General features: G+C 57.6%; 26 protein-coding genes. 18 read left to right on the forward strand and 8 right to left on the reverse strand.

Going from position 1 to position 22872, the window contains the following annotated elements; all coding sequences use genetic code 11:
* The first annotated feature begins 69 nt into the window (after window positions 1–69).
* Genes RMV17_RS07155 through RMV17_RS07165 form a run of 3 tightly spaced genes read left to right on the forward strand, consistent with a single transcriptional unit; the run spans window position 70 to window position 1915 of the window.
* Window positions 70–567 (forward strand): hypothetical protein, encoded by a 498-nt coding sequence (locus RMV17_RS07155; protein WP_034153176.1) that lies wholly within the window; start codon window positions 70–72, stop codon window positions 565–567.
* Window positions 568–582: 15 nt separating this feature from the next.
* Window positions 583–1359, forward strand: coding sequence for a class II glutamine amidotransferase (locus RMV17_RS07160; protein ID WP_108225964.1), 777 nt, complete (start codon window positions 583–585; stop codon window positions 1357–1359).
* A gap of 13 nt (window positions 1360–1372) precedes the next feature.
* Window positions 1373–1915, forward strand: coding sequence for a DUF2937 family protein (locus RMV17_RS07165; protein ID WP_034153178.1), 543 nt, complete (start codon window positions 1373–1375; stop codon window positions 1913–1915).
* Between the two features lie 30 nt (window positions 1916–1945).
* Here the strand turns inward: RMV17_RS07165 and RMV17_RS07170 are convergent, their stop codons facing one another.
* Window positions 1946–2860: a LysR family transcriptional regulator gene (locus RMV17_RS07170; protein ID WP_311886116.1), complete on the reverse strand. Its 915-nt coding sequence runs from the start codon at window positions 2858–2860 to the stop codon at window positions 1946–1948.
* A gap of 159 nt (window positions 2861–3019) precedes the next feature.
* Between RMV17_RS07170 and RMV17_RS07175 the strand changes: the two genes are divergently transcribed.
* The 8 genes from RMV17_RS07175 (at window position 3020) to RMV17_RS07210 (ending at window position 9159) form a co-directional block, all read left to right on the forward strand.
* Entirely contained in the window at window positions 3020–4306 is a 1287-nt protein-coding gene (locus tag RMV17_RS07175) for an MFS transporter (protein ID WP_311886117.1), read from the forward strand.
* A gap of 62 nt (window positions 4307–4368) precedes the next feature.
* Entirely contained in the window at window positions 4369–5121 is a 753-nt protein-coding gene (locus RMV17_RS07180) for a 5-oxoprolinase subunit PxpA (RefSeq protein ID WP_311886118.1), read from the forward strand.
* Complete coding sequence (locus tag RMV17_RS07185) at window positions 5118–5822, forward strand: allophanate hydrolase subunit 1 (RefSeq protein ID WP_311886119.1); 705 nt, start codon at window positions 5118–5120, stop codon at window positions 5820–5822. Before RMV17_RS07180 ends, RMV17_RS07185 begins: the two co-directional genes overlap by 4 nt.
* Window positions 5819–6736, forward strand: a complete 918-nt coding sequence (locus tag RMV17_RS07190; protein ID WP_311886120.1) for a biotin-dependent carboxyltransferase family protein — start codon at window positions 5819–5821, stop codon at window positions 6734–6736. Before RMV17_RS07185 ends, RMV17_RS07190 begins: the two co-directional genes overlap by 4 nt.
* Window positions 6737–6853: 117 nt before the next feature.
* Window positions 6854–7348, forward strand: coding sequence for a hypothetical protein (locus RMV17_RS07195; RefSeq protein ID WP_311886121.1), 495 nt, complete (start codon window positions 6854–6856; stop codon window positions 7346–7348).
* A gap of 17 nt (window positions 7349–7365) precedes the next feature.
* A complete protein-coding gene (locus tag RMV17_RS07200; RefSeq protein WP_311886122.1) occupies window positions 7366–7719 on the forward strand; it encodes a hypothetical protein in 354 nt (117 codons plus the stop codon).
* Window positions 7682–8200 (forward strand): hypothetical protein, encoded by a 519-nt coding sequence (locus RMV17_RS07205; RefSeq protein WP_311886123.1) that lies wholly within the window; start codon window positions 7682–7684, stop codon window positions 8198–8200. Before RMV17_RS07200 ends, RMV17_RS07205 begins: the two co-directional genes overlap by 38 nt.
* 374 nt (window positions 8201–8574) lie before the next feature.
* A complete protein-coding gene (locus RMV17_RS07210) occupies window positions 8575–9159 on the forward strand; it encodes a hypothetical protein (protein WP_311886124.1) in 585 nt (194 codons plus the stop codon).
* A gap of 80 nt (window positions 9160–9239) precedes the next feature.
* Here the strand turns inward: RMV17_RS07210 and RMV17_RS07215 are convergent, their stop codons facing one another.
* Together RMV17_RS07215 and RMV17_RS07220 are read right to left on the reverse strand one after the other, a co-directional pair.
* Complete coding sequence (locus RMV17_RS07215; protein WP_007911295.1) at window positions 9240–10418, reverse strand: vWA domain-containing protein; 1179 nt, start codon at window positions 10416–10418, stop codon at window positions 9240–9242.
* A 12-nt stretch (window positions 10419–10430) separates the two neighbouring features.
* Window positions 10431–11276: an AAA family ATPase gene (locus RMV17_RS07220; protein WP_007911294.1), complete on the reverse strand. Its 846-nt coding sequence runs from the start codon at window positions 11274–11276 to the stop codon at window positions 10431–10433.
* Window positions 11277–11477: 201 nt separating this feature from the next.
* Here RMV17_RS07220 and RMV17_RS07225 point away from each other — a divergent pair, with 201 nt between their 5' ends.
* Entirely contained in the window at window positions 11478–11708 is a 231-nt protein-coding gene (locus tag RMV17_RS07225) for a DUF4160 domain-containing protein (protein ID WP_108225958.1), read from the forward strand.
* The gene (locus RMV17_RS07230; RefSeq protein WP_108225957.1) at window positions 11696–12193 is read left to right on the forward strand and encodes a helix-turn-helix domain-containing protein; all 498 of its coding nucleotides are present in this window, start codon (window positions 11696–11698) and stop codon (window positions 12191–12193) included. Before RMV17_RS07225 ends, RMV17_RS07230 begins: the two co-directional genes overlap by 13 nt.
* Here RMV17_RS07230 and RMV17_RS07235 read toward each other — a convergent pair.
* Window positions 12190–13266: a DUF748 domain-containing protein gene (locus RMV17_RS07235; RefSeq protein ID WP_034153188.1), complete on the reverse strand. Its 1077-nt coding sequence runs from the start codon at window positions 13264–13266 to the stop codon at window positions 12190–12192. The genes RMV17_RS07230 and RMV17_RS07235 overlap by 4 nt on opposite strands.
* Before the next feature lie 127 nt (window positions 13267–13393).
* Here RMV17_RS07235 and cysK point away from each other — a divergent pair, with 127 nt between their 5' ends.
* Entirely contained in the window at window positions 13394–14368 is a 975-nt protein-coding gene (cysK, locus tag RMV17_RS07240) for a cysteine synthase A (RefSeq protein WP_034153189.1), read from the forward strand.
* Window positions 14369–14553: 185 nt separating this feature from the next.
* On the forward strand, window positions 14554–15492 hold the full coding sequence (locus RMV17_RS07245) for an aspartyl/asparaginyl beta-hydroxylase domain-containing protein (RefSeq protein ID WP_311886125.1): 939 nt from the start codon (window positions 14554–14556) through the stop codon (window positions 15490–15492).
* Between the two features lie 57 nt (window positions 15493–15549).
* Here the strand turns inward: RMV17_RS07245 and RMV17_RS07250 are convergent, their stop codons facing one another.
* The gene (locus tag RMV17_RS07250; protein ID WP_311886126.1) at window positions 15550–15750 is read right to left on the reverse strand and encodes a hypothetical protein; all 201 of its coding nucleotides are present in this window, start codon (window positions 15748–15750) and stop codon (window positions 15550–15552) included.
* Window positions 15747–16274: a hypothetical protein gene (locus RMV17_RS07255; protein WP_311886127.1), complete on the reverse strand. Its 528-nt coding sequence runs from the start codon at window positions 16272–16274 to the stop codon at window positions 15747–15749. The genes RMV17_RS07250 and RMV17_RS07255 overlap by 4 nt, the downstream gene beginning before the upstream one ends.
* Before the next feature lie 191 nt (window positions 16275–16465).
* Between RMV17_RS07255 and RMV17_RS07260 the strand changes: the two genes are divergently transcribed.
* Both RMV17_RS07260 and RMV17_RS07265 read left to right on the forward strand, forming a co-directional pair.
* Window positions 16466–16630, forward strand: coding sequence for a hypothetical protein (locus RMV17_RS07260; protein WP_162835961.1), 165 nt, complete (start codon window positions 16466–16468; stop codon window positions 16628–16630).
* 96 nt (window positions 16631–16726) lie between these two features.
* Window positions 16727–17590: a DMT family transporter gene (locus tag RMV17_RS07265; protein WP_034153192.1), complete on the forward strand. Its 864-nt coding sequence runs from the start codon at window positions 16727–16729 to the stop codon at window positions 17588–17590.
* A gap of 121 nt (window positions 17591–17711) precedes the next feature.
* Here RMV17_RS07265 and RMV17_RS07270 read toward each other — a convergent pair whose 3' ends face one another.
* Together RMV17_RS07270 and RMV17_RS07275 are read right to left on the reverse strand one after the other, a co-directional pair.
* The gene (locus tag RMV17_RS07270; RefSeq protein ID WP_311886128.1) at window positions 17712–18620 is read right to left on the reverse strand and encodes a DMT family transporter; all 909 of its coding nucleotides are present in this window, start codon (window positions 18618–18620) and stop codon (window positions 17712–17714) included.
* 85 nt (window positions 18621–18705) lie between these two features.
* The gene (locus tag RMV17_RS07275) at window positions 18706–20331 is read right to left on the reverse strand and encodes a methyl-accepting chemotaxis protein (protein WP_311886129.1); all 1626 of its coding nucleotides are present in this window, start codon (window positions 20329–20331) and stop codon (window positions 18706–18708) included.
* Window positions 20332–20727: 396 nt separating this feature from the next.
* Between RMV17_RS07275 and aceK the strand changes: the two genes are divergently transcribed.
* Entirely contained in the window at window positions 20728–22449 is a 1722-nt protein-coding gene (aceK, locus tag RMV17_RS07280) for a bifunctional isocitrate dehydrogenase kinase/phosphatase (RefSeq protein WP_311886130.1), read from the forward strand.
* Window positions 22450–22872 lie beyond the last annotated feature (423 nt).

The raw sequence follows: 22872 nt of genomic DNA on the forward strand, positions 1-22872 counted from the left end.
GTGTGTCTATTGGGACAAGCCTGACGGACGAAAAGTCGTTACTATAAGCGCCTCTTTGCCTGCCTTGCCATGGACACCATGACCGAGAACGACTATCTGATCGCCTGGGGCCTCTACGCCTTTGCCGCTGTGGGCTGCCTGTTGGTATGGATGCGCCTGACTACCTGGATGTGGCGCTGGTTGCGCGAACCGCTGCGCGTGCTGATGGCGGTGTTGCTGTTCAGCCCGACCATCATTGATCCGGTGAAAGCCAAGGTTGCGCCGTCCATTGCCATCACTGCACTGGACCTGGCCTTCAAGGTCGGCAACAACGCCTGGCGGGCGATTTCCGATCTGTTCATGTACAGCATGATCGCTTTCGGCATCTACCTGATCTTTGTGCTGATCCGCTTCCCGATCGAGCGTGCTTCCCGTGCGCGTCGTGAACAGGCAGAAGCCGCCAAAGCCGCAGCCCGCGCCGATGACCGTGACGATGATCAACCGTTCGGCGGTGCCGGTGATGACCGCTACGGTCGTCCACCTCTGCCGAACAATCCGCAGCGCATGCGGGTCGAGCCGCGCCTGTAACCCGAGAGTCCGCACATGTGTGAATTACTGGGCATGAGTGCCAACGTGCCGACCGATATCGTGTTCAGCTTCACCGGCCTGATGCAGCGCGGCGGTCGCACCGGCCCGCACCGCGACGGCTGGGGCATTGCCTTCTATGAAGGCCGTGGCTTGCGCCTGTTTCAGGACCCGGCCGCGAGTTGCGAGTCGGAAGTCGCCAATCTGGTACAGCGCTATCCGATCAAAAGCGAAGTGGTCATCGGCCACATCCGCCAGGCCAACGTCGGTAAAGTCTGCCTGTCCAACACCCATCCGTTCGCCCGCGAACTCTGGGGGCGCAACTGGTGCTTCGCGCACAACGGCCAGCTCGCCGATTTCACCCCGATCAAAAGTTTCTACCGCCCGGTCGGCGATACCGACAGTGAAGCGGCGTTCTGCGATTTGCTCAACCGCGTGCGTGCAGCATTCCCGGAGCCGGTCGATATAGAAGAACTGCTGCCGGATCTGGTCGCCGCGTGCGCCGAATACCGCAGCAAAGGCGTGTTCAACTGCCTGCTCAGCGACGGCGACTGGCTGTTCTGCTATTGCTCGACCAAACTCGCACAGATCACCCGACGCGCACCGTTCGGCCCGGCACGCTTGAAGGATGTCGACGTGATCGTCGATTTCCAGGCGGAAACCACGCCCAACGACGTGGTCACGGTGATCGCCACCGAGCCTTTGACCGAAAACGAAACCTGGACCCGCTACGAACCGGGCCAATGGAGCCTGTGGCGACGCGGCGAATGCGTAAGCCAAGGCAAGACCGAATAAAGGATTGCACCCCATGTTGCTCAGTTATGTACGGCTGGTGTTGTTTGCGGCGGGCCTGTTGATCGGTGTCCAGGTGCCGGGGTTCATCAACGATTACGCCAAACGTGTCGAGGCGCACCTGATCGAGGCGCAGACCGGTTTGCGTGGCTTTCAAGGTACTGCCGAGCAGTTCTTCAAGGGCGATATGCAGGCGCTGGTCGCGCATTACCGCGCCAGTGAAGATCCGATCTTCCGCAGCGACGCCGACAGTCTGAACACCTTGCTCACGCGTCAGGTGGCGTTGGACAAGCAGTTCCAGGCGATGCAAGGGCCGTGGTACATCCGCTTCCTGCAAGTGGTGCTGGCCGCCGATCCGGATATCCGCAAGGAAACCTGGAACGGTTACAGCTATCAGATCCTGCTGACCCCCGAAGCGATGATCTGGGGCATGAGCGGCGCGTTGCTGCTGTCGTTTGGCATTGAATGTCTGTTCCGTTTGATCGACTGGGTTGTTCTCGGTGGTCGACGCCTGCGCCAGAGCCGACCGATCGAAGACCGCGACGTGCGCGGCCTCTGATGATCGCTCCCACGCTCTGCGTGGGAATGATCACGGTGTCAGGGCGATGTAGTCAGTGCCCACCTTGAGCGAATATCCCTCCAGCACCTGCTGACACAACGTCACAATCTCCTCGACCCACTCAACGCCCACCCGCCACGAGACCACCACCTGCAGATTCGGTGGTCGTTGATCGATGTTGAGCAAGGTCAATTCCCCCCGTGCCAATTCTTCAGTCACCAGTACCGGCGGCAGCACACCAATACCAAACCCATCGCGCAACAACCGCGTGATCGCCGACACTGAATTCACGCAATTCAAGCGCGGCGCCAGCACGCCGTTCGCCTGCATCAACGCCAGCAGGTCCTGATGCGGCCGGGAGTTTTTCGAATAGGTGATGATCCGCTCCTGCGCCAGTTCGCTGAGGTCGGCGTAGTCGCGGTTGTAGATCGAATTGCTTGCGACGATCCAGCCCAGCGGATGGCTGGCCAACTCCAGGCTGCGCACGCTTTCATGGCGGATCAGGTCAGTTTGCAGAACGATGTCGAGAAAGCCTTTTTGCAACTGATCGCAGAGGTTCAGCGAAGTATCCGCTACCAGTTCGATTTCCACTCGCGGATACAGATCGGTCATCTGCGCTACCAACGGGCTGAGCCAGGTGTGAATCACTGTGTCCATCACGCCGATACGTACACGGCCAACCTTGCTTGAGCGGGTTTCGATCGATTGCTTGAGTGCCGACATCGTGTCAAGCATCTGCTCGGCATACTCCAGCACTTTCAGGCCTTCCGGCGTCAGGCTGACACCGCGTGAATCGCGCAAAAACAGCTTCACCCCCAGCTCGCCTTCCAGCACCGCAATGCGGCTGGAAATCGATGCCTGGGTGGTGAACAGCTTGTCGGCGGTCAGGCGAAAACTCTTCAGTCGGGCGACCCAGACAAAGGTCTCGAGAAACTTCAGGTTCATGGGCAAGGCTCGGGTGACAAATTTTTCTTATGGCTAAGGCGGGTTTTTATTCGTTGGACGCAGCAGGGCCGCGCGACGAAAAATCGACGCATCCGGTCCCCACGATAGGCGTCGTCGGGGCTACGAACAAGACCAATAAAAAACCTGCGGAGATAAGCCATGCGTGCTCCCGACACCCTAGAAGTACCCAAGGCAACGGCGCGTCCGGGGCCGTTCGACTGGTATCGCAACATCAACCAGCAGGAGCGTCGTACGTTCTGGAGCTGCAAGATCGGCTACGGTCTGGACGGCATGGACACGCAAATGCTCAGCTTTGTCGTGCCGACACTGATTGCGATGTGGGGCATCACCACCGGTGAAGCGGGGCTGATACACACCAGCACGCTGATCGCCTCGGCCATTGGCGGCTGGGTTGCCGGGATTCTCTCTGACCGCATCGGTCGCGTGCGCACCCTGCAACTGACCGTGCTGTGGTTCGCCTTCTTCACGTTCCTCTGCGGTTTCGCGCAAAACTACGAACAACTGTTGATCGCCCGCACCTTGATGGGCTTCGGTTTCGGTGGCGAATGGACCGCCGGTGCGGTACTGATCGGCGAGGTGATTCGCGCCAAGGACCGTGGCAAAGCGGTGGGCATGGTGCAATCGGGGTGGGCGCTGGGCTGGGGGCTGACCGCGATTCTGTATGCGTTGCTGTTTTCCGTGCTGCCACCGGAAGATGCCTGGCGGGCACTGTTCATCCTCGGCATCGTGCCGGCAATTTTCGTGATTTTCGTCCGTCGATTGGTGAAAGATCCGGAGATCTACCGCGAGGCCAAGGCGCAGCAAACGCCGGAGACTCAGTCGAAGTTCTACGAGATCTTTGCCCCCGGCATGCTCTTCACCACGTTCCGCGCTTCGCTGCTGACCACTGGCGCGCTGGGCGGCTATTACGCGATTACTTCCTGGCTGCCGACCTTCTTGAAAAACGAGCGCGGTTTGAGCGTACTCGGCACAGGCGGTTATCTGGCGATGGTGATTGTCGGCTCCTACGTCGGTTACGTGATCAGCGCCTATCTGACTGACCTGCTGGGGCGGAAAAAGAATTTCATTCTGTTCGCGGTCGGCTCGTTCACCATCGTTCTGCTCTATACGCAGCTGCCGGTGAGCAACGGCGTGATGCTGTGGCTGGGCTTCCCGCTGGGCTTCTTCGCCTCGGGGATTTTCAGCGGCATGGGCACGTTTCTGACTGAACTGTTTCCTACGCGAATTCGTGGCTCGGGGCAGGGCTTTTGCTACAACATCGGTCGGGCGCTGGCGGCATTGTTTCCGCTGCTGATTGGTCTGCTTAGCCAGAAAGTACCGTTGAGCGTAGGCATTGGCGCCTTTGCGGCGGTGTCTTACGGCGTGGTGATTATCGCGGCGTTGAGCCTGCCGGAAACCCGTGGCAAGCAACTGGACGCGCAGTAACTGATAACCTGCGCAGCACAGTCCTACAGATAAAAAGACAAGCACCTACAGGAGTGTTCACCGTGAGCCGCCTGCTATTGAATTGCGACATCGGCGAGAGTTTCGGCAGCTGGACCATGGGTCTGGATGCCGAGGTCATGCCCTTCATCGATTGCGCCAACGTCGCCTGTGGTTTCCACGCCGGCGACCCGAGCATCATGCGCAAGACCGTCAGCCTGGCGTTGAGCCACGGGGTAACGATCGGCGCACACCCGGCCTATCAGGATCTGGTCGGATTCGGCCGCCGCTCCATGGCGTACTCCGCGCAAGAGCTGCAAGACATCCTGCATTATCAGATCGGCGCCCTCGACGGCATCTGCAAGGCGCAGGGCGGCCGGGTCAGTTACGTCAAACCTCACGGCGCGATGTACAACGACATGATGGCCAACCCGGCGCAGTTGCGCGCGGTGATTCAGGCGGTGGCTGCTTACGACCGCAGCCTGCCGTTGATGCTGATGGCCACCCGCGACAACGCCGTCGCGCAGCAGACCGGCGATGAGTACGGTGTGACTCTGTGGTTCGAAGCCTTCGCCGATCGCGCCTACGACAGCGCCGGCAAACTGGTTTCACGACAGCTGCCGGGCGCTGTGCATCACGAGCCTGAAAAAATCATCGAACAAGCGTTGATCATCGCCCGTGGCGACAACCTCACCGCCAGCGACGGCAGCGCCTTGCGCCTGCACGCCAACACCCTCTGCGTGCATGGCGACAACGCCAGTTCGGTGGCCGCCGTGCAGCGCATTCGCGAGGCCTTGAATCAGCAGAGTGCCTTATGAACCCAAGGATTGAAGTGGTGGCACTGGATTGCCTGATGGTGCGTCTGTTCGATGAAATCGCTGAAGCCAACATGCCGTGGATGCTCGCTGCCAGTGAGCGTTTGCGTACGGTGTTTGGTGCGCAACTGATCGATCTGGTGCCGTCGTATACGACATTGATGGTGCATTACGATCTGACGGTTTTGAGCCCGAATCAGGCGCGGGAATTGATCGGCGAAGCGTTGATCGACCTGTCACCGAATGCGCAAACCGCTGGCCAGTGCCATGTGCTGCCGGTCTGGTATGACTTGAGTGTTGGCCCTGAGCTGAGCTTGCTCGCCGAGCGCAGCGGTCTGGCGGTGGCGGAGGTCATCCGGCGGCACAGTGCGCGGGAGTATCAGGTGTTCGCGCTTGGCTTTGCGCCGGGGTTCGCCTTTATGGGGCTGGTGGAAGAGGTTCTGGCGGCGCCACGTCTTGACACGCCGCGCAAGAAAGTCGCTGCCGGCAGCGTCGGCATTGCCGAGCGGCAAACCGCTGCGTATCCCGTGGTCTCACCCGGTGGCTGGAACCTGATCGGCCGCACCCCGGCCAAATTGTTCGACCGCCATCGCGATGGCTACAGCCTGATGCAACCGGGCGACACGGTGCGATTCGAAGCGATCAGTCATGCCGAGTTCGTCAATCTGGGCGGCGACGACACGCCACTGGAGGTGCAGGCATGAGTCGACTGACGATTGAAGCAAGTACACCGCTGTGCCTGTTGCAGGATGCGGGACGTTTCGGCGTGCGGCATCTGGGCGTCACCCAGGGTGGTGCAGCGGATTGGTGTTCGATGAGCTGGGCCAACTGGTTGCTCGGTAATCAGCTGGACGCAACGGTGATCGAAATCACCCTCGGCGGGTTTGCCGTGGTGGCAGAGGAAGATTGTTGGCTGGCGTTGGCCGGCGCGGACCTTGGCGCACAGATCGACGGGCAGCCATTGGCGCCGTGGCGCAGTTTCAAGTTGAGCAAAGGTCAGAAATTGCAGCTCACTCAACCGTTGCTGGGGGCCCGGGCTTATCTGGCCGCGCCCGGTGGTTTTGATGCACCGAAGGTGTTGGACAGCAATGCCACCGTGGTGCGCGAAGAACTCGGCGGGCTGGACGGCATGGGCCTGCCGTTGGCCAAGGACGCGACGCTGAGTTATCACGGGGAATCGCAGTTGCTGCGGGAGGTACCGTTGGCGCTACGGCCGGACCTGAAATCGACTGCTCCTCTGGATCTGGTACTTGGCGCGCAGATCGGCCAGTTCAGCGGGCAGAGCCTGTTTGACCTGTTCAATACGACCTGGGCTCTGGACAGTCGCGCTGATCGCATGGGCATTCGATTGTTGGGCTGCGCCTTGCACTATCAGGGGCCACCGATGATTTCCGAGGGCATTCCGCTCGGTGCGGTGCAAGTGCCGCCGGACGGCCAGCCGATTGTGTTGCTCAATGATCGGCAGACCATAGGTGGTTATCCACGGTTGGGGGCGTTGACGCCGTTGGCACTGGCGAGGCTGGCGCAGTGCCTGCCTGGACATTCGCTGCACTTCACGCCGGTGATGCAAGAGCAGGCTTGGAGAAAGCATATCGATTATCTGAATTCCTACTGCTAACAGCCATTTTTCAGACTCGACACCAAGAATCGTCCTCTAGCGTGAGTACATGCCCCTACATAAATGTCCGGGCCCGTATGGAATGATGGTTGCTCATCTTTCACAAGGAAGTTACAGATGCGTTATATGAAAGTAGCAGTACAAGGACGAAAAAATGATGAAGACATGGGCAACACTTATGTTTTCGGACTCTACGATTCTCGTAACACAGAGGTCGTCCATGAGGCGGAAGCAGACGACCACGGGTATAAGCTGAAAAAGGGCAGTAACGGCGTCGATGAAAAGCAAGCCAGTCTATTCGAGGGTTTTATGGCGTCCCCTGCGGCGAAGGATCTGCTCGGTATGTTTGAGTTCCATCATCACGGTAACTTCCATGAATCCATAGAAGTTATCCACAAGAATGGCGCATTAGAGCTTGAATTGCGCTTCTTTCGGCAAGGTCAAAGGAGCGGGAAGGTAACTCTGCATTCTCTTAGAATGGGAGTCGCAACCGTTTGTTTTCCTGTTCCTGGACAGGAATCATGGGGTATTACGCACTCTTCCGGTGCTGTAATGGTGGAAGGCCACGATATGAGTCGTTTCTGCAACGCCTTCATTGATATGGGCTGGTAAAAATGATTCGCTCTTGAGTGAGTCTGAAGTTGACCAAGGGATGTGATTTCGACAGCAATCACATCCCTGCCTCCCGCCCGCGCACATTCCGGGCGGACGAGGCTATTTCCCCTCATGACGATATTCAACAGCAGGCGCAAAGCCTGTCTGGCGTTTCAAGAGTGGCAGGCTCGCGCAGGGTCGACGCTTCTGGCCTGTCTGGATTCCTACTTTTGATTACCCTGGTTCGTACTCGAAATCACGACGTTTCATGGCGCTTCAGTGATTTGACTTACATCGCTTTTGCAAAAGAGATGCGACGATTGACGCTCATCTTTACAAGGAAGTTTACAGATGCGTTATCTGAAAGTGATGTTTCAAGCCAGCTCTGAATGCGAACTCAGCAAGGGCCGCTTTATTGTCAAGTTTTACGATGCGAAAGAAACCGAAGCCGTTTACGAGGAGGAAATCCAGTTCTTTGACAGGGCAGATGGACGCTTTGGCGAAGGCATTGATCAAGAACAAGCCAAACGAATCGACAGTTTCATGCTGTCTCGCGCGACGAGTGATCTGATCACGGTGTTCAAACTCAATCTTCCCGGTATCCCGAATGGCACATCCATGGAACTGATGTCCGGTGGGCACGACGCGAATGGTTTCGCGACACACGTGAGATTTCGCTTTTTCGCGGAAGACGGCCGGATGATCAACGAAACGACGGTAACTCCGCCGCCGCAGGTACCACCAGTATGGAACTGTTTGCCGAGTGTGCGTGATATTCTCCGAGAGCGTGGGAGACGAGGTACGACCTATGCGGACCCTGTTGATCCTGTGAATCAACTCTGCGAAGACTATATTCATATGGGTTGGTAAAAAGGTCGCCCTTAGCGAATCTGGAAGGCGACAGTGTTCATGCTGTAGCCTTTCAGTTGGCCAAGGGATGTGATTTCGACAGCAATCACATCCCTTTCCCGCCCGCGCACATTTCGGGCGGACGAGGCTATTTTCCCTCATCCCTTTGAACTGCCGATATTGAACAGCAGGCGCAAAGCCTGTCTGGCACCTCAAGTACGGCATGCAAACTCGCGCAAGGCCGGAACTTCTTTACTGTCTGGATTCCTACTTTTAATTACCCTTGTTCGTACTTGGAATCACGACGTTTCGTGATGCTTTAGTGATTTGGCCTACATCGTTTTTGAGTAACGGATGCAACGATTGACACTCATCTTTTACAAGGAAGTTTACAGATGCGTTATCTGAAAGTAGTGGGGCAGGGAACTGAAAGCAACCTGGCCATTGGCAACAAATACAATGCTGGTTTTTTTGAGGCTGGCAAGTCTGAAGCAGTCTATGAGTCGCAACTGGGCTTCTACAGAATACAAAAACTGAAAGTCAGCGACAGTATTGACCCAGGCCTCATCGCTAAACTTGATCAGTTCATGTCTTCCAGAGCAACCCGTGATCTGGTCAGGATGTTTGACCGGAATTTTCGGGGTGATTCCACCGGGAAGGTGATGGAGTTAGTGGCCGAGGGGCATACCGAAGACGCTGGCGCAACTGCCGTAATGTTCCGGTTCTTTAACCCAGACGGCGAATTGAGCCAGGAGCTGCACTTCACGCCTGAAACGGAAGAAGAAAAGAAACGCTCTGAAGCGATCTTGATCGATATTTTCGGGCCGAGTATCGATGTTCGGGGGAAAAAGAAACGACGTAAAGAAAATCGACGCAGACAAACACCGGTACCGCAGACTGCTGCAGGTCCTGCCATGACAAACGATAATACTTATTTCGTGAGCGAACTGTGCAAGGCCTATCTGGCAACAGGCTGGTAAACAGATTGGCCACGGACTCAAGAGGCGAGCAGCGGCATGCTGCTCGCCTTTTTGCGATGAAAAACACGGCTGATGTAAATCTATTTCGACAAAAACCGCATCCCTTCCTCAAGTCCGCGCAACGTCAACGGATACATCTGATCCTCGATCAGATCCCGCACGATGTTGGTCGACGAGGTGTAGCCCCAGGTGTCTTTTGGATACGGGTTGATCCAGATGAGCTTCTTGTACTTCTCCATGAAGCGCTGCATCCACACGTAACCCGGCTCTTCGTTCCAGTGCTCGACGCTGCCGCCAGCCTGAGTGATTTCATATGGCGCCATGGCGGCGTCCCCGATGAAAATCACCTTATAGTCGGCGCCGTACTTGTGCAGCAGGTCCTGGGTGGACGTGCGCTCCGAGGTGCGGCGCATGTTGTTCTTCCACACCGATTCGTAAACGAAATTGTGGAAGTAGAAGTACTCCAGATGCTTGAACTCGGTCTTGCAGGCCGAGAACAGCTCCTCGCAGATCTTCACGTGGGCGTCCATCGAACCGCCGATGTCGAACAGCAGCAACAGCTTCACTGTGTTACGTCGTTCGGGACGCATCTGGATATTCAGCAGACCGGCGTCCTTGGCGGTGTGATCGATGGTGCCGTCAATATCCAGCTCTTCCGCTGCGCCTTGACGGGCGAATTTACGCAAGCGGCGCAGGGCGACTTTGATGTTGCGCGTGCCCAGTTCCACCGAGTCATCGAGGTTCTTGTACTCGCGCTGATCCCAAACCTTGACCGCTTTGCCTTGGCGTTTGCCGGCATCGCCGACCCGGATGCCTTCCGGGTTGAAGCCACCGGAGCCGAACGGGCTGGTGCCGCCGGTGCCAATCCACTTGTTGCCGCCGGCATGGCGTTCCTTCTGTTCTTCCAGACGCTTCTTGAATTCTTCGATCAGTTTGTCCAGGCCACCGAGGGACTGGATCTGCGCGCGCTCTTCGTCGCTCAATGAGCGCTCGAATTCCTTGCGCAGCCAGTCTTCGGGAATTAGCGCCTGCAGATGATCGTCGAGCTTTTCCAGGCCATTGAAGTAGGCGCCGAACGCGCGGTCGAACTTGTCGAAATGGCGTTCGTCCTTCACCAGAATCGCCCGCGACAAGTAATAGAACTCGTCCATGTCGGCGAAGGTCACGCGCTGTTTCAACGCGTTGATCAGGTCGAGCAGCTCGCGCACCGACACCGGCACCTTGGCAGCACGCATTTCATTGAACAGGTTGAGCAACATGGCAGCAGCCTCTTAGCGGGTGCCGCGACGGCTCATGAACGCCAGGCGTTCAAGCAATTGCACGTCCTGTTCGTTCTTGACCAAAGCACCGGCCAGCGGCGGAATCGCCTTGGTCGGGTCGCGTTCGCGCAGCACCGCTTCGCCGATGTTGTCGGCCATCAGCAGCTTCAGCCAGTCGACCAGCTCCGAGGTCGACGGCTTCTTCTTCAGGCCAGGCACCTTGCGCACGTCGAAGAACACGTCCAGCGCTTCGCTGACCAGATCCTTCTTGATGTCGGGGTAGTGCACGTCGACGATTTTTTGCAGGGTGGTACGGTCGGGGAAAGCGATGTAATGGAAGAAGCAGCGGCGCAGGAAGGCGTCCGGCAGCTCTTTCTCGTTGTTGGAGGTAATGATGATGATCGGGCGCTTCTTGGCCTTGATGGTCTCGTCGATCTCGTAAACGTAGAACTCCATCTTGTCGAGTTCTTGCAGCAAGTCGTTGGGGAACTCGATGTCGGCCTTGTCGATTTCGTCGATCAACAGAATGACCCGCTCTTCGGACTCGAACGCCTCCCAGAGCTTGCCTTTCTTCAGGTAGTTACGCACATCGTGGACTTTTTCATTACCCAGTTGCGAGTCGCGCAGGCGGCTGACGGCATCGTATTCGTACAGGCCCTGATGGGCCTTGGTAGTGGATTTGATGTGCCAGGTGATCAACTTGGCGCCGAACGATTCGGCCAGTTGCTCGGCGAGCATGGTCTTGCCGGTGCCCGGCTCGCCCTTGACCAGCAGCGGCCGCTCCAGAGTGATGGCGGCGTTGACCGCCAGCTTCAGGTCATCGGTGGCGACGTAGGCCTGGGTGCCTTCGAACTTCATCTGCTAATCCTCGAACGGTAACGCCGACCTGAACGGGCAGGGCGGGGGCGAAATAATCGGATGCCCGACTATAACGCGCAGGCCGGTCGACTGTGAACGCAGACGGCTTATTCAGTCTCTGAATGGGGCGTCACATGTTGACTCAGTCTCGGCCGATGGCCAGTATTCAGGTATCGCCGATTTGGCGATAGCCTCACGGGCATGACGACTAAATACCGATTTCGCGACAAATACCGCATTCAGTTGCGCGAGAAGGATCACCCGCCGCCCCATGTTCACCTTATCGGTGGCGGCGTGGAGGTGATGCTGAGCCTTGAAACCATTGAGGTGATGAGGGGCAAGGCGCCGCCACTGATTATCAAGGAAGCGCTGGCGTGGGTCTCGGCTCATCAAGCGCAACTATTGGAGGACTGGAAACGATGTTACCCATGAAAAGGCCTCGCCTGTCAGCAGTGCAGGCACTGTCAGACTTTCGATTGGCACTGACCTTTATTGATGGACAGGAACTGACACTTGATCTCTGCCGGGATATTAAAGCTTATCCAGGGCTGCAGCCATTGCTCGATCCCAAAGTGTTTTTGACCGCAACATTGGACGACTACGGCTGGACTGTCGAATGGCTTGAACCCGATATACAGATTGGTGCAGACACACTTTACATGGATGCGCTGGCTCAAAACGCAGCCGATGAAAACACGCGAATCTTTATCGACTGGCGCGCCCGAACGGGACTGTCTCTTAATCAGGCTGCCGAAGCGCTGGGTGTCAGCGCTCGTAGCATCAGTCGCTACAGTAGTGGGCGCGAGGCAGTCCCACGTTCACTGGCGCTGGCTTGCCTGGGCTGGGATTCACTGCAACAAAACTCAACAATGGCTGCAGAGGAGTCGGGTCGCTATATCGTCAACCGCAAAACCTAACCAGCATCCGGCTTAGGCCGCTCATACCGCGCGTTGAACGCCTGTACGAAACCATTACGCAAAATCTGCAAAAACGCTTCGAATGCGCTGATATTTTGCTGGTGGACGTTGCCGCTGAGTTCGACCTTGGTGGCGAACTGGTTTTTCGCCTGGTTCTTCAGCACGGTTTCCGTGCCGCCCACCAGTGCCTCCCAGACTGAGCGGAAGATGCTCTTGTTCTTGTTTTCCACATCTTGCTGCCAGTTGAACACTTCGACGTCACGCAGCAGCGGTTTGATATAGCCGTTGACTTGCGCCTTTTTGGCCTGGGCTTCGATCACCACGTCACCGTGGCCGGCGTTGAAGTCGAACTTGCCGTAAGCCGAGGCGAAGTCGTTCATGCTTTTGAGTTCGATGTCTTTGGCTCGCAGGCGGAACTGGAAGTCTTCGAAATTGCTCAGCGGGTCGAAGGTAGCAGTGGTTTCCAGTGGGGCATGCCCGAGCAAAAGCGCTTTGCCCTCGAAACGGGCGTCACGTTTGCCCTGCTTGTCGACCACGTTGGTCAGGTTGTAGATGCTGGCCTCGACGTTGGTGGCGTTCATGTTGACCGGTGGTTTGGAGTTGAAATTGCGGAAGGTGATTTTGCCCTCATGAATCTGGACCTCGTCGAGGGTGATCGGCAGCAATTTGCCCAGTTGCGCGCGCCAGTCGGTGCCTTGACCGGTTTGAGAGTTCTGCTTATTGGCACCGCCATCGACGAAGTTGACTTCAGGTTTGACGAATTTGACCTGCGCTACAACAGCATGGTCGTACCACAGCGAATGCCAACTGACCGCCAGATCGATCAGCGGTGCATTGACGAACGGTACCGGTACCTTGCCGTCGACCTTGACGATCTTCAGCCCATTGATCTTGTAGGCGCCGCGCCATAGGGCAAGATCGACATCAGTGATCTGGCCCCGATAGTCACCCATGTCCGCCAGTTTGCCGTTCAGGTAGTCGCGCACCATGTAGGGCAGGGCGATGTGCAGCGCGATCAGCAACACAACGATGACGACGAAAATCCCTAGTGGCCAACTGTAGCGACGCTTCATGACGGCAATTCCCTGACGATGTAAGCGATTGACTGTTACGCCGCGCAGACGTTCGACCCGACTGGACTGCGCCAGGCAACAGGCATACCTTGGAAGGCTGAATTCAATGCTGCATAAGGACCCAGCCATGAGCCGTATTTTTGCTGACAACGCCCATTCCATCGGTAATACGCCGCTGGTGCAGATCAACCGTATTGCGCCGCGCGGTGTGACCATCCTGGCCAAGATCGAGGGGCGCAACCCCGGGTACTCGGTCAAGTGCCGGATCGGCGCCAACATGATCTGGGACGCCGAAAGCAGCGGCAAACTCAAGCCGGGCATGACCATTGTCGAGCCGACGTCGGGTAACACGGGGATCGGCCTGGCCTTCGTCGCCGCGGCTCGAGGTTACAAGTTGATGCTGACCATGCCGGCCTCGATGAGTATCGAGCGTCGTAAAGTCCTCAAGGCTCTGGGCGCCGAACTGGTCTTGACCGAGCCGGCCAAGGGCATGAAAGGCGCAATCGAGAAGGCGGCCGAAATCGTTGCCAGCGATGCTGACAAGTTCTTCATGCCATCGCAGTTCGACAATCCGGCCAACCCGGCGATTCACGAAAAAACCACCGGTCCGGAAATCTGGAACGACACCGACGGCGCTGTTGATGTACTCGTGGCAGGCGTCGGCACCGGCGGAACCATCACCGGCGTTTCGCGATATATCAAGAATACCCAGGGCAAACCAATTCTGTCCGTGGCAGTGGAGCCCGTCTCCTCGCCGGTGATCAGCCAGGCGCTGGCGGGCGAAGAGATCAAGCCGAGCCCGCACAAGATTCAGGGGATTGGCGCCGGTTTCGTGCCGAAGAACCTGGACCTGTCGATGGTCGACCGGGTCGAGCAGGTCACCGACGAAGAGTCCAAGGCCATGGCGCTGCGCTTGATGCAGGAAGAGGGGATTTTGTGCGGCATCTCCTGTGGTGCCGCGATGGCAGTCGCGGTGCGGCTGGCAGAGACGCCGGAGATGCAGGGCAAGACCATCGTCGTGATTCTGCCGGACTCCGGCGAGCGTTATCTGTCGAGCATGCTGTTCAGCGATCTGTTTACCGAACAGGAGAATCAGCAGTAAGCGAATTGATTCAGATCAGCCGGGGTTCAGGATCGTTATGCTAATAAATGCTTTGTTGCGCAATTCTTAACACTGAATCTTGTGTAAGGCGGGTTTTGCCCGGCGCCGGTAGTGTTTATCATGGCCGGCTGCCATGCCGGGTAAAAGGGCATTGCGCAGCGTTGTCTTTATTCAAGGAGTCGTTGATGACCTTTTCGTTAGCCGCCAAGGTGTTGGTGTTGCTGCTGTTTGTGGGCAGCATCCTCTATGTGCATTTGCGCGGCAAGGCGCGTTTGCCGGTTCTGCGCCAGTTCGTCAACCACTCGGCGCTGTTCGCCCCGTACAACGCTTTGATGTACCTGTTCTCCGGCGTGCCGTCCAAGCCGTACCTGGATCGCAGCAAATTTCCGGAACTGGACGTGCTGCGCGACAATTGGGAAACCATTCGCGACGAAGCCATGCATTTGTTCGACGAGGGCTATATTCGTGCGGCGGAAAAGAACAACGACGCCGGTTTCGGCTCGTTCTTCAAGAAGGGCTGGAAGCGTTTCTACCTCAAGTGGTACGACAAGCCATTGCCTTCCGCCGAAACCCTGTGCCCGAAAACCGTGGCGCTGGTCAGTGCGATTCCCAACGTCAAAGGCGCGATGTTCGCGTTGTTGCCGGGTGGCAGCCACCTCAATCCGCACCGTGATCCGTTCGCCGGTTCCCTGCGTTATCACCTCGGCTTGTCGACGCCGAACTCCGACGATTGCCGGATCTTTGTCGACGGTCAGGTATACGCCTGGCGCGACGGTGAAGACGTGATGTTCGACGAGACTTACGTGCACTGGGTCAAGAATGAAACCGACCAAACCCGCGTCATCCTGTTCTGCGACGTCGAGCGTCCGCTGAGCAACCGCCTCATGACTCGCATCAACCGCGCGATCAGCGCCTGGCTTGGCCGTGCCACCGCACCGCAGAACCTTGATGACGAACGCGTCGGTGGGATCAACCAGGCCTACGCCTGGAGCAAGAACTTCAGCGACAAGTTCAGCGGCGTGGTTAAACAGTGGAAACGCCGTCATCCGAAGGCCTACCGCGTGATGCGGCCGGTGCTGGCGGTGTTGGTGTTGACGTTGTTGGGGTATTGGCTGTTTGGTTGAGGCTGGATGTTGTAAAAAAAAACCGCTCCTTGTGAGCGGTTTTTTATTGCCTGCGAATCAGCGCCGTCCAGCGAGAACGTTGGGTTCATCTACGTCAATGCCATCGACAAGAACTTGCAGAAATCGTTGCTGGTTGGTGGATAACACTAAATCCCCCAGCTTTTCATCGGCTTTGCGTGATCCCTTTTTCGAGGGGGGTCGTTTAACAACCTTACGCATTTTTTTGCCCTCGCTGATCATTAATTGAACAGTTTTCACAATACTTTACCCTCCACTGCGAGCACAAGCCGGCCATCCAAATCAAATGTGAAGCCGAGCTGTCTATATTTCGGAATGGCTCCTTGCATGGGCTCCTGAACTTCAATCAATCTGCTGCCAATAATTTGGGCAAATTCGTCAATGGCCAGCATCGCCAACGCCGCGATACGGTTTTTAAGTGGATGCGCTTCCCTTGGCCTTCCCTCTAGCCGCACGATTCGAATCCGCTGACGGCTATTGTTTGGAATGACAAAACACAGCCCGCAGAGCTCTTGTTCAAACCAGATCGCGACATCCAGAGACAAGGGTTCTCGGGCCTTCCAGGTGACGACATCTCCCCAGGAAAAATGCGGGTTATCCCAAAGCTCAAAAGCACTCATTGCCTGAGCATCGATGGCTTCGAAGCGTACTTTCGAAAAGTCTGCTCCCTCATGAAAAAGCATTTTCTTGGTGGTGATACTAGCCGCCTTTCTCGCCTCTGACCGATACAACTGATAGCGCAGATAACTCCGTTCCCTTGGCATATGATTTCGAGCATTCCATGTCTCCCCATCGATAGGTGTAGCCGTTGCTCAACAGCCTATTCAGCTCTCATGCATCCGTCGCTACTGGCCCTTTGTCCAAATCATTGCAATCCATGTCCCACGCTGGTTATAGTCGGCGCTCGTGAGCCGTAAGGCTCTCGCTCCAACCCCTTCAAAAAAGATCTGCCCAAATGCCTGCATCCCTCATCAACGCGGTAGTCGATTCAGCGGTCAACGCTGGCGTCGTGCCGTGCGGGAATCAGCAGCCCAAGCAGATCAGTCATTACCCTCCACCTGTCAGTAGCACGCCGGTGTGCGCAGTCGTATCACCGCCGGGCGTTGGCGTTTCGGGCTGATCAGCACTTTCTGCTGAGTCCTGTCGCCCGCCAGAAAAACCTACTGAATTTCAGCTTCGGCTGAGTTGGCTTCTTGCCTGACTACAGGTGGTATTCATGTTTGTCCTTTCGAAAAAGTCCGCGCTCGCGGCCGCGTCCACGAGCCTGTTCGTTCTGCTGTGGAGCAGCGGGGCGATCTTCTCCAAATGGGGCCTGGCCCATGCTTCACCGTTTGCCTTTCTGCTGATTCGCTTTGTGATTGCCCTGTGTGGGCTTCTGCTGTTGGCGCCGCTGCTCAAACTGAAGTTGCCCAAGGGTGGACGGCCGATGCTGTTTGCGATCGCCACCGGCGTGGTGTTATTGGGGGCTTATCAGATTTTCTATCTGCTGGCGCTCAACACCAAAGTCACCCCGGGGATGATGGCGACCATCATGGGCGTACAGCCGATTCTCACCGTGGTCTTGATGGAGCGGCAGCGCTCCGCGAGCCGGATGTTCGGTCTTGGCTTGGGGTTGGCGGGGCTGATCATGGTGGTTTACCAAGGCATCGGTCTGGCCGGGATGTCCTGGGCGGGGATGCTGTTTGGTCTGCTGGCGCTGGCGAGCATGACGCTGGGCTCGATCATGCAGAAGCGCATCACCGAAAATCCCCTCGGCACACTGCCAGTGCAGTATCTGGCCGGGCTGTTGTTGTGCGGGATTTTCGTGCCGTTTCAGCCGTTCCACTTTGAACACAGCACCGGTTTTATCGTGCCGGTGTTGTGGATGGGGCTGGTGGTCTCGGTGCTGGCGACGTTGTTGCTGTATCGGCTGATCGCGCAGGGCAATCTGGTGAATGTCACCAGTCTGTTCTACCTGGTGCCGGCGGTGACGGCAGTGATGGACTATCTGATTTTCGGCAATCGCCTGGCGGCGTTGAGCGTGCTGGGGATGCTGTTGATTGTGGTCGGCCTGGCATTTGTGTTTCGTGAAAGGAGGTAACAGATCGTCAGGTGGCGGCTTTTAGGCCGCCGATCGCGAGCAGGCTCACTCCTGCAGGGGAACGCATTCCAACTGTAGGAATGAGCCTGCTCGCGATAGCCTTTTTGGCAACAGCACAAATTTATCGGGCCGGCACCTCAGCCGGTTTCACCACCGCCGGCTTCAACACCAGCCACAACGCCAGCGCAATCAATACCCCGCCATAAATGTGCGCCATCGATAACGGCTCATCCAGCAACAACGCCCCCCACAACACCCCGAACGGCGGAATCATGAAGGTCACGGTCATCGACTTCACCGGACCGATCGAGCTGAGCAGGCGGAAGTAAATGATGTAGGCAAACGCCGTGCAGCCCAGACCCAGGCCCAACAGCGACAGCCAGACATTCCAGCCACCCCAACTGACCGGCGGCGCGGTGATCACGCTATAGCCGAACAGCGGCAACAGGAACAACGTCGCACCAAGCATGCTGCCCAGCGCCGACAGACGACTGTCCAGCCCGCCGGCCTGATCCAGCCAGCGCCGCGCGAGGAAACCGGCAAAACCATAACAGGTGGTCGCCAGCAGGCAGGCGAGGGCGCCCATCAATAATTGCAGATCGAACGCCACGGGGCCTGCGCGGGTCAGTACGCCAACGCCAAACAGGCCGAGGAACACCCCACCCAGTTTGGCAGCAGTGAGTTTTTCACTGAAAAACAACCCGCCAATCAGCACGCCCATCAGCGGCGTGGTGGCGTTGAAGATCGCCGAATAACCGGCCGGCAACACCTGGGCCGCGACCGAATACAGCGTCGCCGGAATCCCCGAGTTGATGACGCCCAGCAGCATCACGGTTTTCAGTTTGCCTTTGAAATCCCAGCGCACGCGCATCAGCCCGAGGATCACCAACAGGCCAACGGCTGCAATCGATACGCGAAAGAAACCGGTCGGGACCGTGCCGATCACCGGCGCAATAATGCGCATGAACAGAAAACTTGCGCCCCAGATGGCCGCCAGCGACAACATACGGAAAATATCGACAGGGCTCACGGCGGGTCTCCTTCCTTGATCGGGACGAGAGTGTTGCCGAGCGCCCTGACGAAGGCAACCGCTATTCGGGCATTCAACTCTCCGCTCAGATCACAAAGCGTGTCACCAGCCCGTTCAGGTCGACGGCCAGACGCGACAGTTCCTGGCTTGCAGCCGAGGTCTGAGTGGCGCCAGCGGCGGTCTGGGTCGAGAGATCACGGATGGTCACCAGATTCTGATCGACCTCGCGAGCGACCAAAGCCTGTTGCTCGGCCGCGCTGGCGATCACCAGGTTGCGTTGGTTGATCTGCGAGATCGACGCGGTGATTTTCTCCAGCGCCTGACCGGCGCTGTTGGCGCGGCGCAAGGTCTGGCCGGCCTGCTCGGCACTGCTCTGCAAAGCGCCAACGGTTGCACCGGTGCCTTGCTGGATGCTGCTGATCATCAGCTCGATTTCTTCCGTGGAATTCTGCGTGCGTTGTGCCAGCGAGCGCACTTCGTCGGCGACCACGGCAAAACCGCGCCCGGCCTCACCGGCGCGGGCCGCTTCGATCGCCGCATTGAGCGCCAGCAGATTGGTCTGCCCGGCGATCCCGCGAATCACCTCCAGCACTTTGCTGATGTCCTGCGCCTGCGTGGCCAGGCCCTCGGCTTGTGCGGAAGCACCGAGTACCGCATCGACCAGCTCCTGAATCGAACTGATGGTTTCGCTGACCTGCACATGGCCGTGCTTGCTGTCTTCGTTGGACGCGGCAGATGCTTCGGCGCTGGACACGGCGTTGGCTGCAACTTCATCCACTGCTGTGCTCATCTCGGTGACCGCCGTGGCGGCTTGTTCGATCTGATCATTCTGCTGTTGCAGGCCGCGAGTGCTTTGCTCCATCACCGAACTCATTTCCTCGGCAGCGGATGCCAATTGCTGCGCCGATTCGCTGATACCGCGAATGGTCGAGCGCAGATTGCCCTGCATCTCGGCCAAGGCGTCGAGCAACTGCGACGCCTCATCCTTACCGGTGCTGACGATCTGGCCGCTGAGATCACCGGCAGCAATGCGCCGTGCCACATTCAGCGCCTGATTGATCGGGGTGGTGATGCTGCGCGTCAGTTGCCAGGCCAACAGCAGGGTGGCAATCAGAGCGACCACGATGATCGTCGCCACGATCCACAATGCCCGTTGATACATGGCAGCGGCGGCATCGGCGGCGGCGTCGGCCCCTTGTTGATTGAGGGTGATCATCTGCTCCAGCGTCTTGTCGAGCACAGTGCCCTGCGGTGCCAGTTCATTGCTCAAGCGATTGGCAGCCTGTTCGTTCTGACCGGTTTCGATCTGGCTGATGATCTGATCGAGAATGCTGAGGTATTTGCCCGTGGCCACGTTCAGGCCGTCGAGCATCGCCTGTTCCTGATCACTGGCAATCAAGGCTTTGTGATCGTTGAGGCGCTTGAGCAACTCCTCACGCTGCGCCTTGAGGATGCCTTTGCTTCTGTCGCGCACCGCGGGTTGGCTGTTGGTGATCAGACGCAGGGATTCGAGACGGATGCTGGCGATGTTCGCCGCCGCGTCATGGATACTCTCGATGCTCGGCATCCACGATTCTTCGATTACCGCTGCACTTTCGCGCAGGGTTTTCATCTGGCCGAGCCCGAACAGGCCAACCACCACCAGCAGAACGGCCAAAATGGCAAAACTCAAACTGGCGCGCAAACCTATGCGCAGATTCCGGATAGACATCGGTGTGCTCCTTGATCTTTGAGGGGAGGTCGTCCTCGTGAGCGAGGATCTTGTTATGAGGCGGGTAATGGCGGGCTGTATATCAAAGTGCCACTATTTTGGTAAGACCAATCTGGAGTCGTCGCTGGCACTCTGTGCTGCCGCAGCAAAGCCACGGACTAGACGCGTTTGTCAGGTATTGGATCCGAAGCCCATAGAATTCGCGGGCTCGGGCAGGGCGGCAAGAAGGACCGTCAAGGTGATTAACTGACCGAACGGTCGATTAAAAAAACTTTGCTAAAAACTGTGTCGCCGTACAACCCTGACGCGGTTTTGGCAGAAATTGCACTTCACGCGCACACGCTTGCGTGGCTAAGCTCAGGCACAGATTTCCCCACGCACGCCGAGGTCTTATCTATGCCGCAGCAATGGCCAGCCACCGACATCGCCCGCATGATCCTCGATGGCTTTGACGATTACCGCGAGCATTTCCGACGGATCACCGACGGCGCCCGGGAGCGCTTCGAGCAGGCGCGCTGGCAGGAGACGCAAACGGCGTCGGCGGCGCGGATCAATCTCTACGAAGAAAAGGTCAGCGAAACCATCGCCCGTCTGCGCGAATACTTCGACGACGAAACGCTGATGAATGTCAGTTGCTGGCCGCTGGTGAAAAGCGCCTACATCAGCGTCATCGACCTGCGCTTCGACGATGAGCTGTCCGAGACATGGTACAACTCGATTTTCTGCGGACTGTTCAGCCACGACCTGATCAGCGACGGCTGCATGTTCATCCATACCACCCGCCCGAGCCTGCGCCGTGCCCGCGCCGCGCAAACCCGCACCTACAAACCGCAAGGCCAGTTGTCGGGGATGCTCGCGAGCATTTTTGCCGACTACCGTTTCAGCGAGGACTACGCCGATCTGCCGGGCGACCTGCGCCGCCTCGAAGCGCAACTGCGCGAGAACTTGCCGGACTGGGTGTGCAAGGATCCGGAGCTGAGCGTCGAGCTGTTTTCCTCGGTGCTGTACCGCAACAAGGGTGCCTACCTGGTTGGCCGCATCTATACCCGCGACGAGCAATGGCCGCTGGTGATTCCGCTGCTGCACCGGGAAGGGCGCGGGATCCAGATCGATGCGCTGATCACTGACGAAGCCGATGTGTCGATCATTTTTTCGTTCACCCGTTCGTACTTCATGGTCGACGTGCCGGTGCCAGCGGAGTTCATCGGTTTCCTGCGGCGGATCCTGCCGGGCAAGCACATCGCCGAGCTGTACACCTCGATCGGTTTCTACAAGCACGGCAAGTCCGAGTTCTACCGCGCGCTGATCAATCATCTGGCCAACACCGATGACCAGTTCATAATGGCGCCGGGCGTGCGCGGCATGGTCATGAGCGTGTTCACCCTGCCGGGTTTCAACACCGTTTTCAAAATCATCAAGGACCGTTTCTCGCCGTCGAAAAACGTCGATCGCGCCACGGTGATCGAGAAGTATCGACTGGTGAAAAGCGTCGACCGGGTCGGGCGCATGGCCGATACCCAGGAGTTCGCCGATTTTCGCTTTCCACTGAGTAAATTCGATCCGGCGTGTCTTGAAGAACTGCTGGACGTGGCGCCATCAACGGTGTCGGTAGAAGGCGACACGGTGCTGATCCGGCACTGCTGGACCGAACGGCGGATGACCCCGCTCAACCTTTATCTGGAAAACGCCAACGAGGCGCAGGTGCGTGAAGCGCTGGAGGATTACGGCCTGGCGATCAAGCAACTGGCGGCGGCGAACATCTTTCCCGGTGACATGCTGTTGAAGAACTTCGGCGTCACTCGGCATGGGCGGGTGGTGTTTTATGACTACGACGAAATCTGCTTTCTGACTGAGGCCAACTTCCGCCACATCCCTGCGCCGCGCACGCCCGAGGACGAAATGGCCTCCGAGCCGTGGTATTCGATTGGGCCGCTGGACGTGTTTCCCGAGGAATTTCCGCCGTTTTTGTTTGCCGATTCGGGGCAGCGCAAGTTGTTCGATCAGTTGCATGGCGAGTTGTATAACGCTGATTACTGGAAGAGTTTGCAGGAGGCGATTCGGGCCGGGAAAGTCATTGATGTTTTCCCGTATCGGCGTAAAGGTCTCGATAACGAGTAGCTCTTTTAAAAAAAACACCCTCACCCCAGCCCTCCCGAAACGTCGGACCGCCCATAGAGAGAGGGGGCCGACCGAGGTGTCTCAAGTCAAACGCCGACCTGAAAGATGTTGGCGATTATGGATTCGGTAAAGCAGTTTCAAGTCGCTGAACATCTTCAGCATCCCCCAATCGGTCCCCTCTCCCAGAGCGAGAGGGGGCCTGCCGAGGTGTCTCAAGTCGAACGCCTACCTGAAAGGGCTTGGCGATTATGGATTCAGTAATGCACGTTCAGGTCGGCGAAGCTGGCAAAGTTGATTCGGTCGGTCCCCTCTCCCTCTGGGAGAGGGCTAGGGTGAGGGCAGCAATCCCCCTGACACGCCACAAATCCCCCAAATCTGCGACAATCCGCCCCCTGCATAAATAGACGACCGAATTGCCTACCC

The sequence above is a fragment of the Pseudomonas sp. VD-NE ins genome, from assembly GCF_031882575.1.
Taxonomy (GTDB): Bacteria; Pseudomonadota; Gammaproteobacteria; order Pseudomonadales; family Pseudomonadaceae; genus Aquipseudomonas; species Aquipseudomonas fluorescens_BZ.

Bases quoted from the DNA above. Each gene is read 5' to 3' on its own strand.
- RMV17_RS07155 (WP_034153176.1), top strand. From the start codon at position 70: ATGGACACCATGACCGAGAACGACTATCTGATCGCCTGGGGCCTCTAC.
- RMV17_RS07160 (WP_108225964.1), top strand. From the start codon at position 583: ATGTGTGAATTACTGGGCATGAGTGCCAACGTGCCGACCGATATCGTG.
- RMV17_RS07165 (WP_034153178.1), top strand. From the start codon at position 1,373: ATGTTGCTCAGTTATGTACGGCTGGTGTTGTTTGCGGCGGGCCTGTTG.
- RMV17_RS07170 (WP_311886116.1), bottom strand. From the start codon at position 2,860: ATGAACCTGAAGTTTCTCGAGACCTTTGTCTGGGTCGCCCGACTGAAG.
- RMV17_RS07175 (WP_311886117.1), top strand. From the start codon at position 3,020: ATGCGTGCTCCCGACACCCTAGAAGTACCCAAGGCAACGGCGCGTCCG.
- RMV17_RS07185 (WP_311886119.1), top strand. From the start codon at position 5,118: ATGAACCCAAGGATTGAAGTGGTGGCACTGGATTGCCTGATGGTGCGT.
- RMV17_RS07190 (WP_311886120.1), top strand. From the start codon at position 5,819: ATGAGTCGACTGACGATTGAAGCAAGTACACCGCTGTGCCTGTTGCAG.
- RMV17_RS07195 (WP_311886121.1), top strand. From the start codon at position 6,854: ATGCGTTATATGAAAGTAGCAGTACAAGGACGAAAAAATGATGAAGAC.
- RMV17_RS07205 (WP_311886123.1), top strand. From the start codon at position 7,682: ATGCGTTATCTGAAAGTGATGTTTCAAGCCAGCTCTGAATGCGAACTC.
- RMV17_RS07210 (WP_311886124.1), top strand. From the start codon at position 8,575: ATGCGTTATCTGAAAGTAGTGGGGCAGGGAACTGAAAGCAACCTGGCC.
- RMV17_RS07215 (WP_007911295.1), bottom strand. From the start codon at position 10,418: ATGTTGCTCAACCTGTTCAATGAAATGCGTGCTGCCAAGGTGCCGGTG.
- RMV17_RS07220 (WP_007911294.1), bottom strand. From the start codon at position 11,276: ATGAAGTTCGAAGGCACCCAGGCCTACGTCGCCACCGATGACCTGAAG.
- RMV17_RS07225 (WP_108225958.1), top strand. From the start codon at position 11,478: ATGACGACTAAATACCGATTTCGCGACAAATACCGCATTCAGTTGCGC.
- RMV17_RS07230 (WP_108225957.1), top strand. From the start codon at position 11,696: ATGTTACCCATGAAAAGGCCTCGCCTGTCAGCAGTGCAGGCACTGTCA.
- RMV17_RS07235 (WP_034153188.1), bottom strand. From the start codon at position 13,266: ATGAAGCGTCGCTACAGTTGGCCACTAGGGATTTTCGTCGTCATCGTT.
- cysK (WP_034153189.1), top strand. From the start codon at position 13,394: ATGAGCCGTATTTTTGCTGACAACGCCCATTCCATCGGTAATACGCCG.
- RMV17_RS07245 (WP_311886125.1), top strand. From the start codon at position 14,554: ATGACCTTTTCGTTAGCCGCCAAGGTGTTGGTGTTGCTGCTGTTTGTG.
- RMV17_RS07255 (WP_311886127.1), bottom strand. From the start codon at position 16,274: ATGCCAAGGGAACGGAGTTATCTGCGCTATCAGTTGTATCGGTCAGAG.
- RMV17_RS07260 (WP_162835961.1), top strand. From the start codon at position 16,466: ATGCCTGCATCCCTCATCAACGCGGTAGTCGATTCAGCGGTCAACGCT.
- RMV17_RS07265 (WP_034153192.1), top strand. From the start codon at position 16,727: ATGTTTGTCCTTTCGAAAAAGTCCGCGCTCGCGGCCGCGTCCACGAGC.
- RMV17_RS07275 (WP_311886129.1), bottom strand. From the start codon at position 20,331: ATGTCTATCCGGAATCTGCGCATAGGTTTGCGCGCCAGTTTGAGTTTT.
- aceK (WP_311886130.1), top strand. From the start codon at position 20,728: ATGCCGCAGCAATGGCCAGCCACCGACATCGCCCGCATGATCCTCGAT.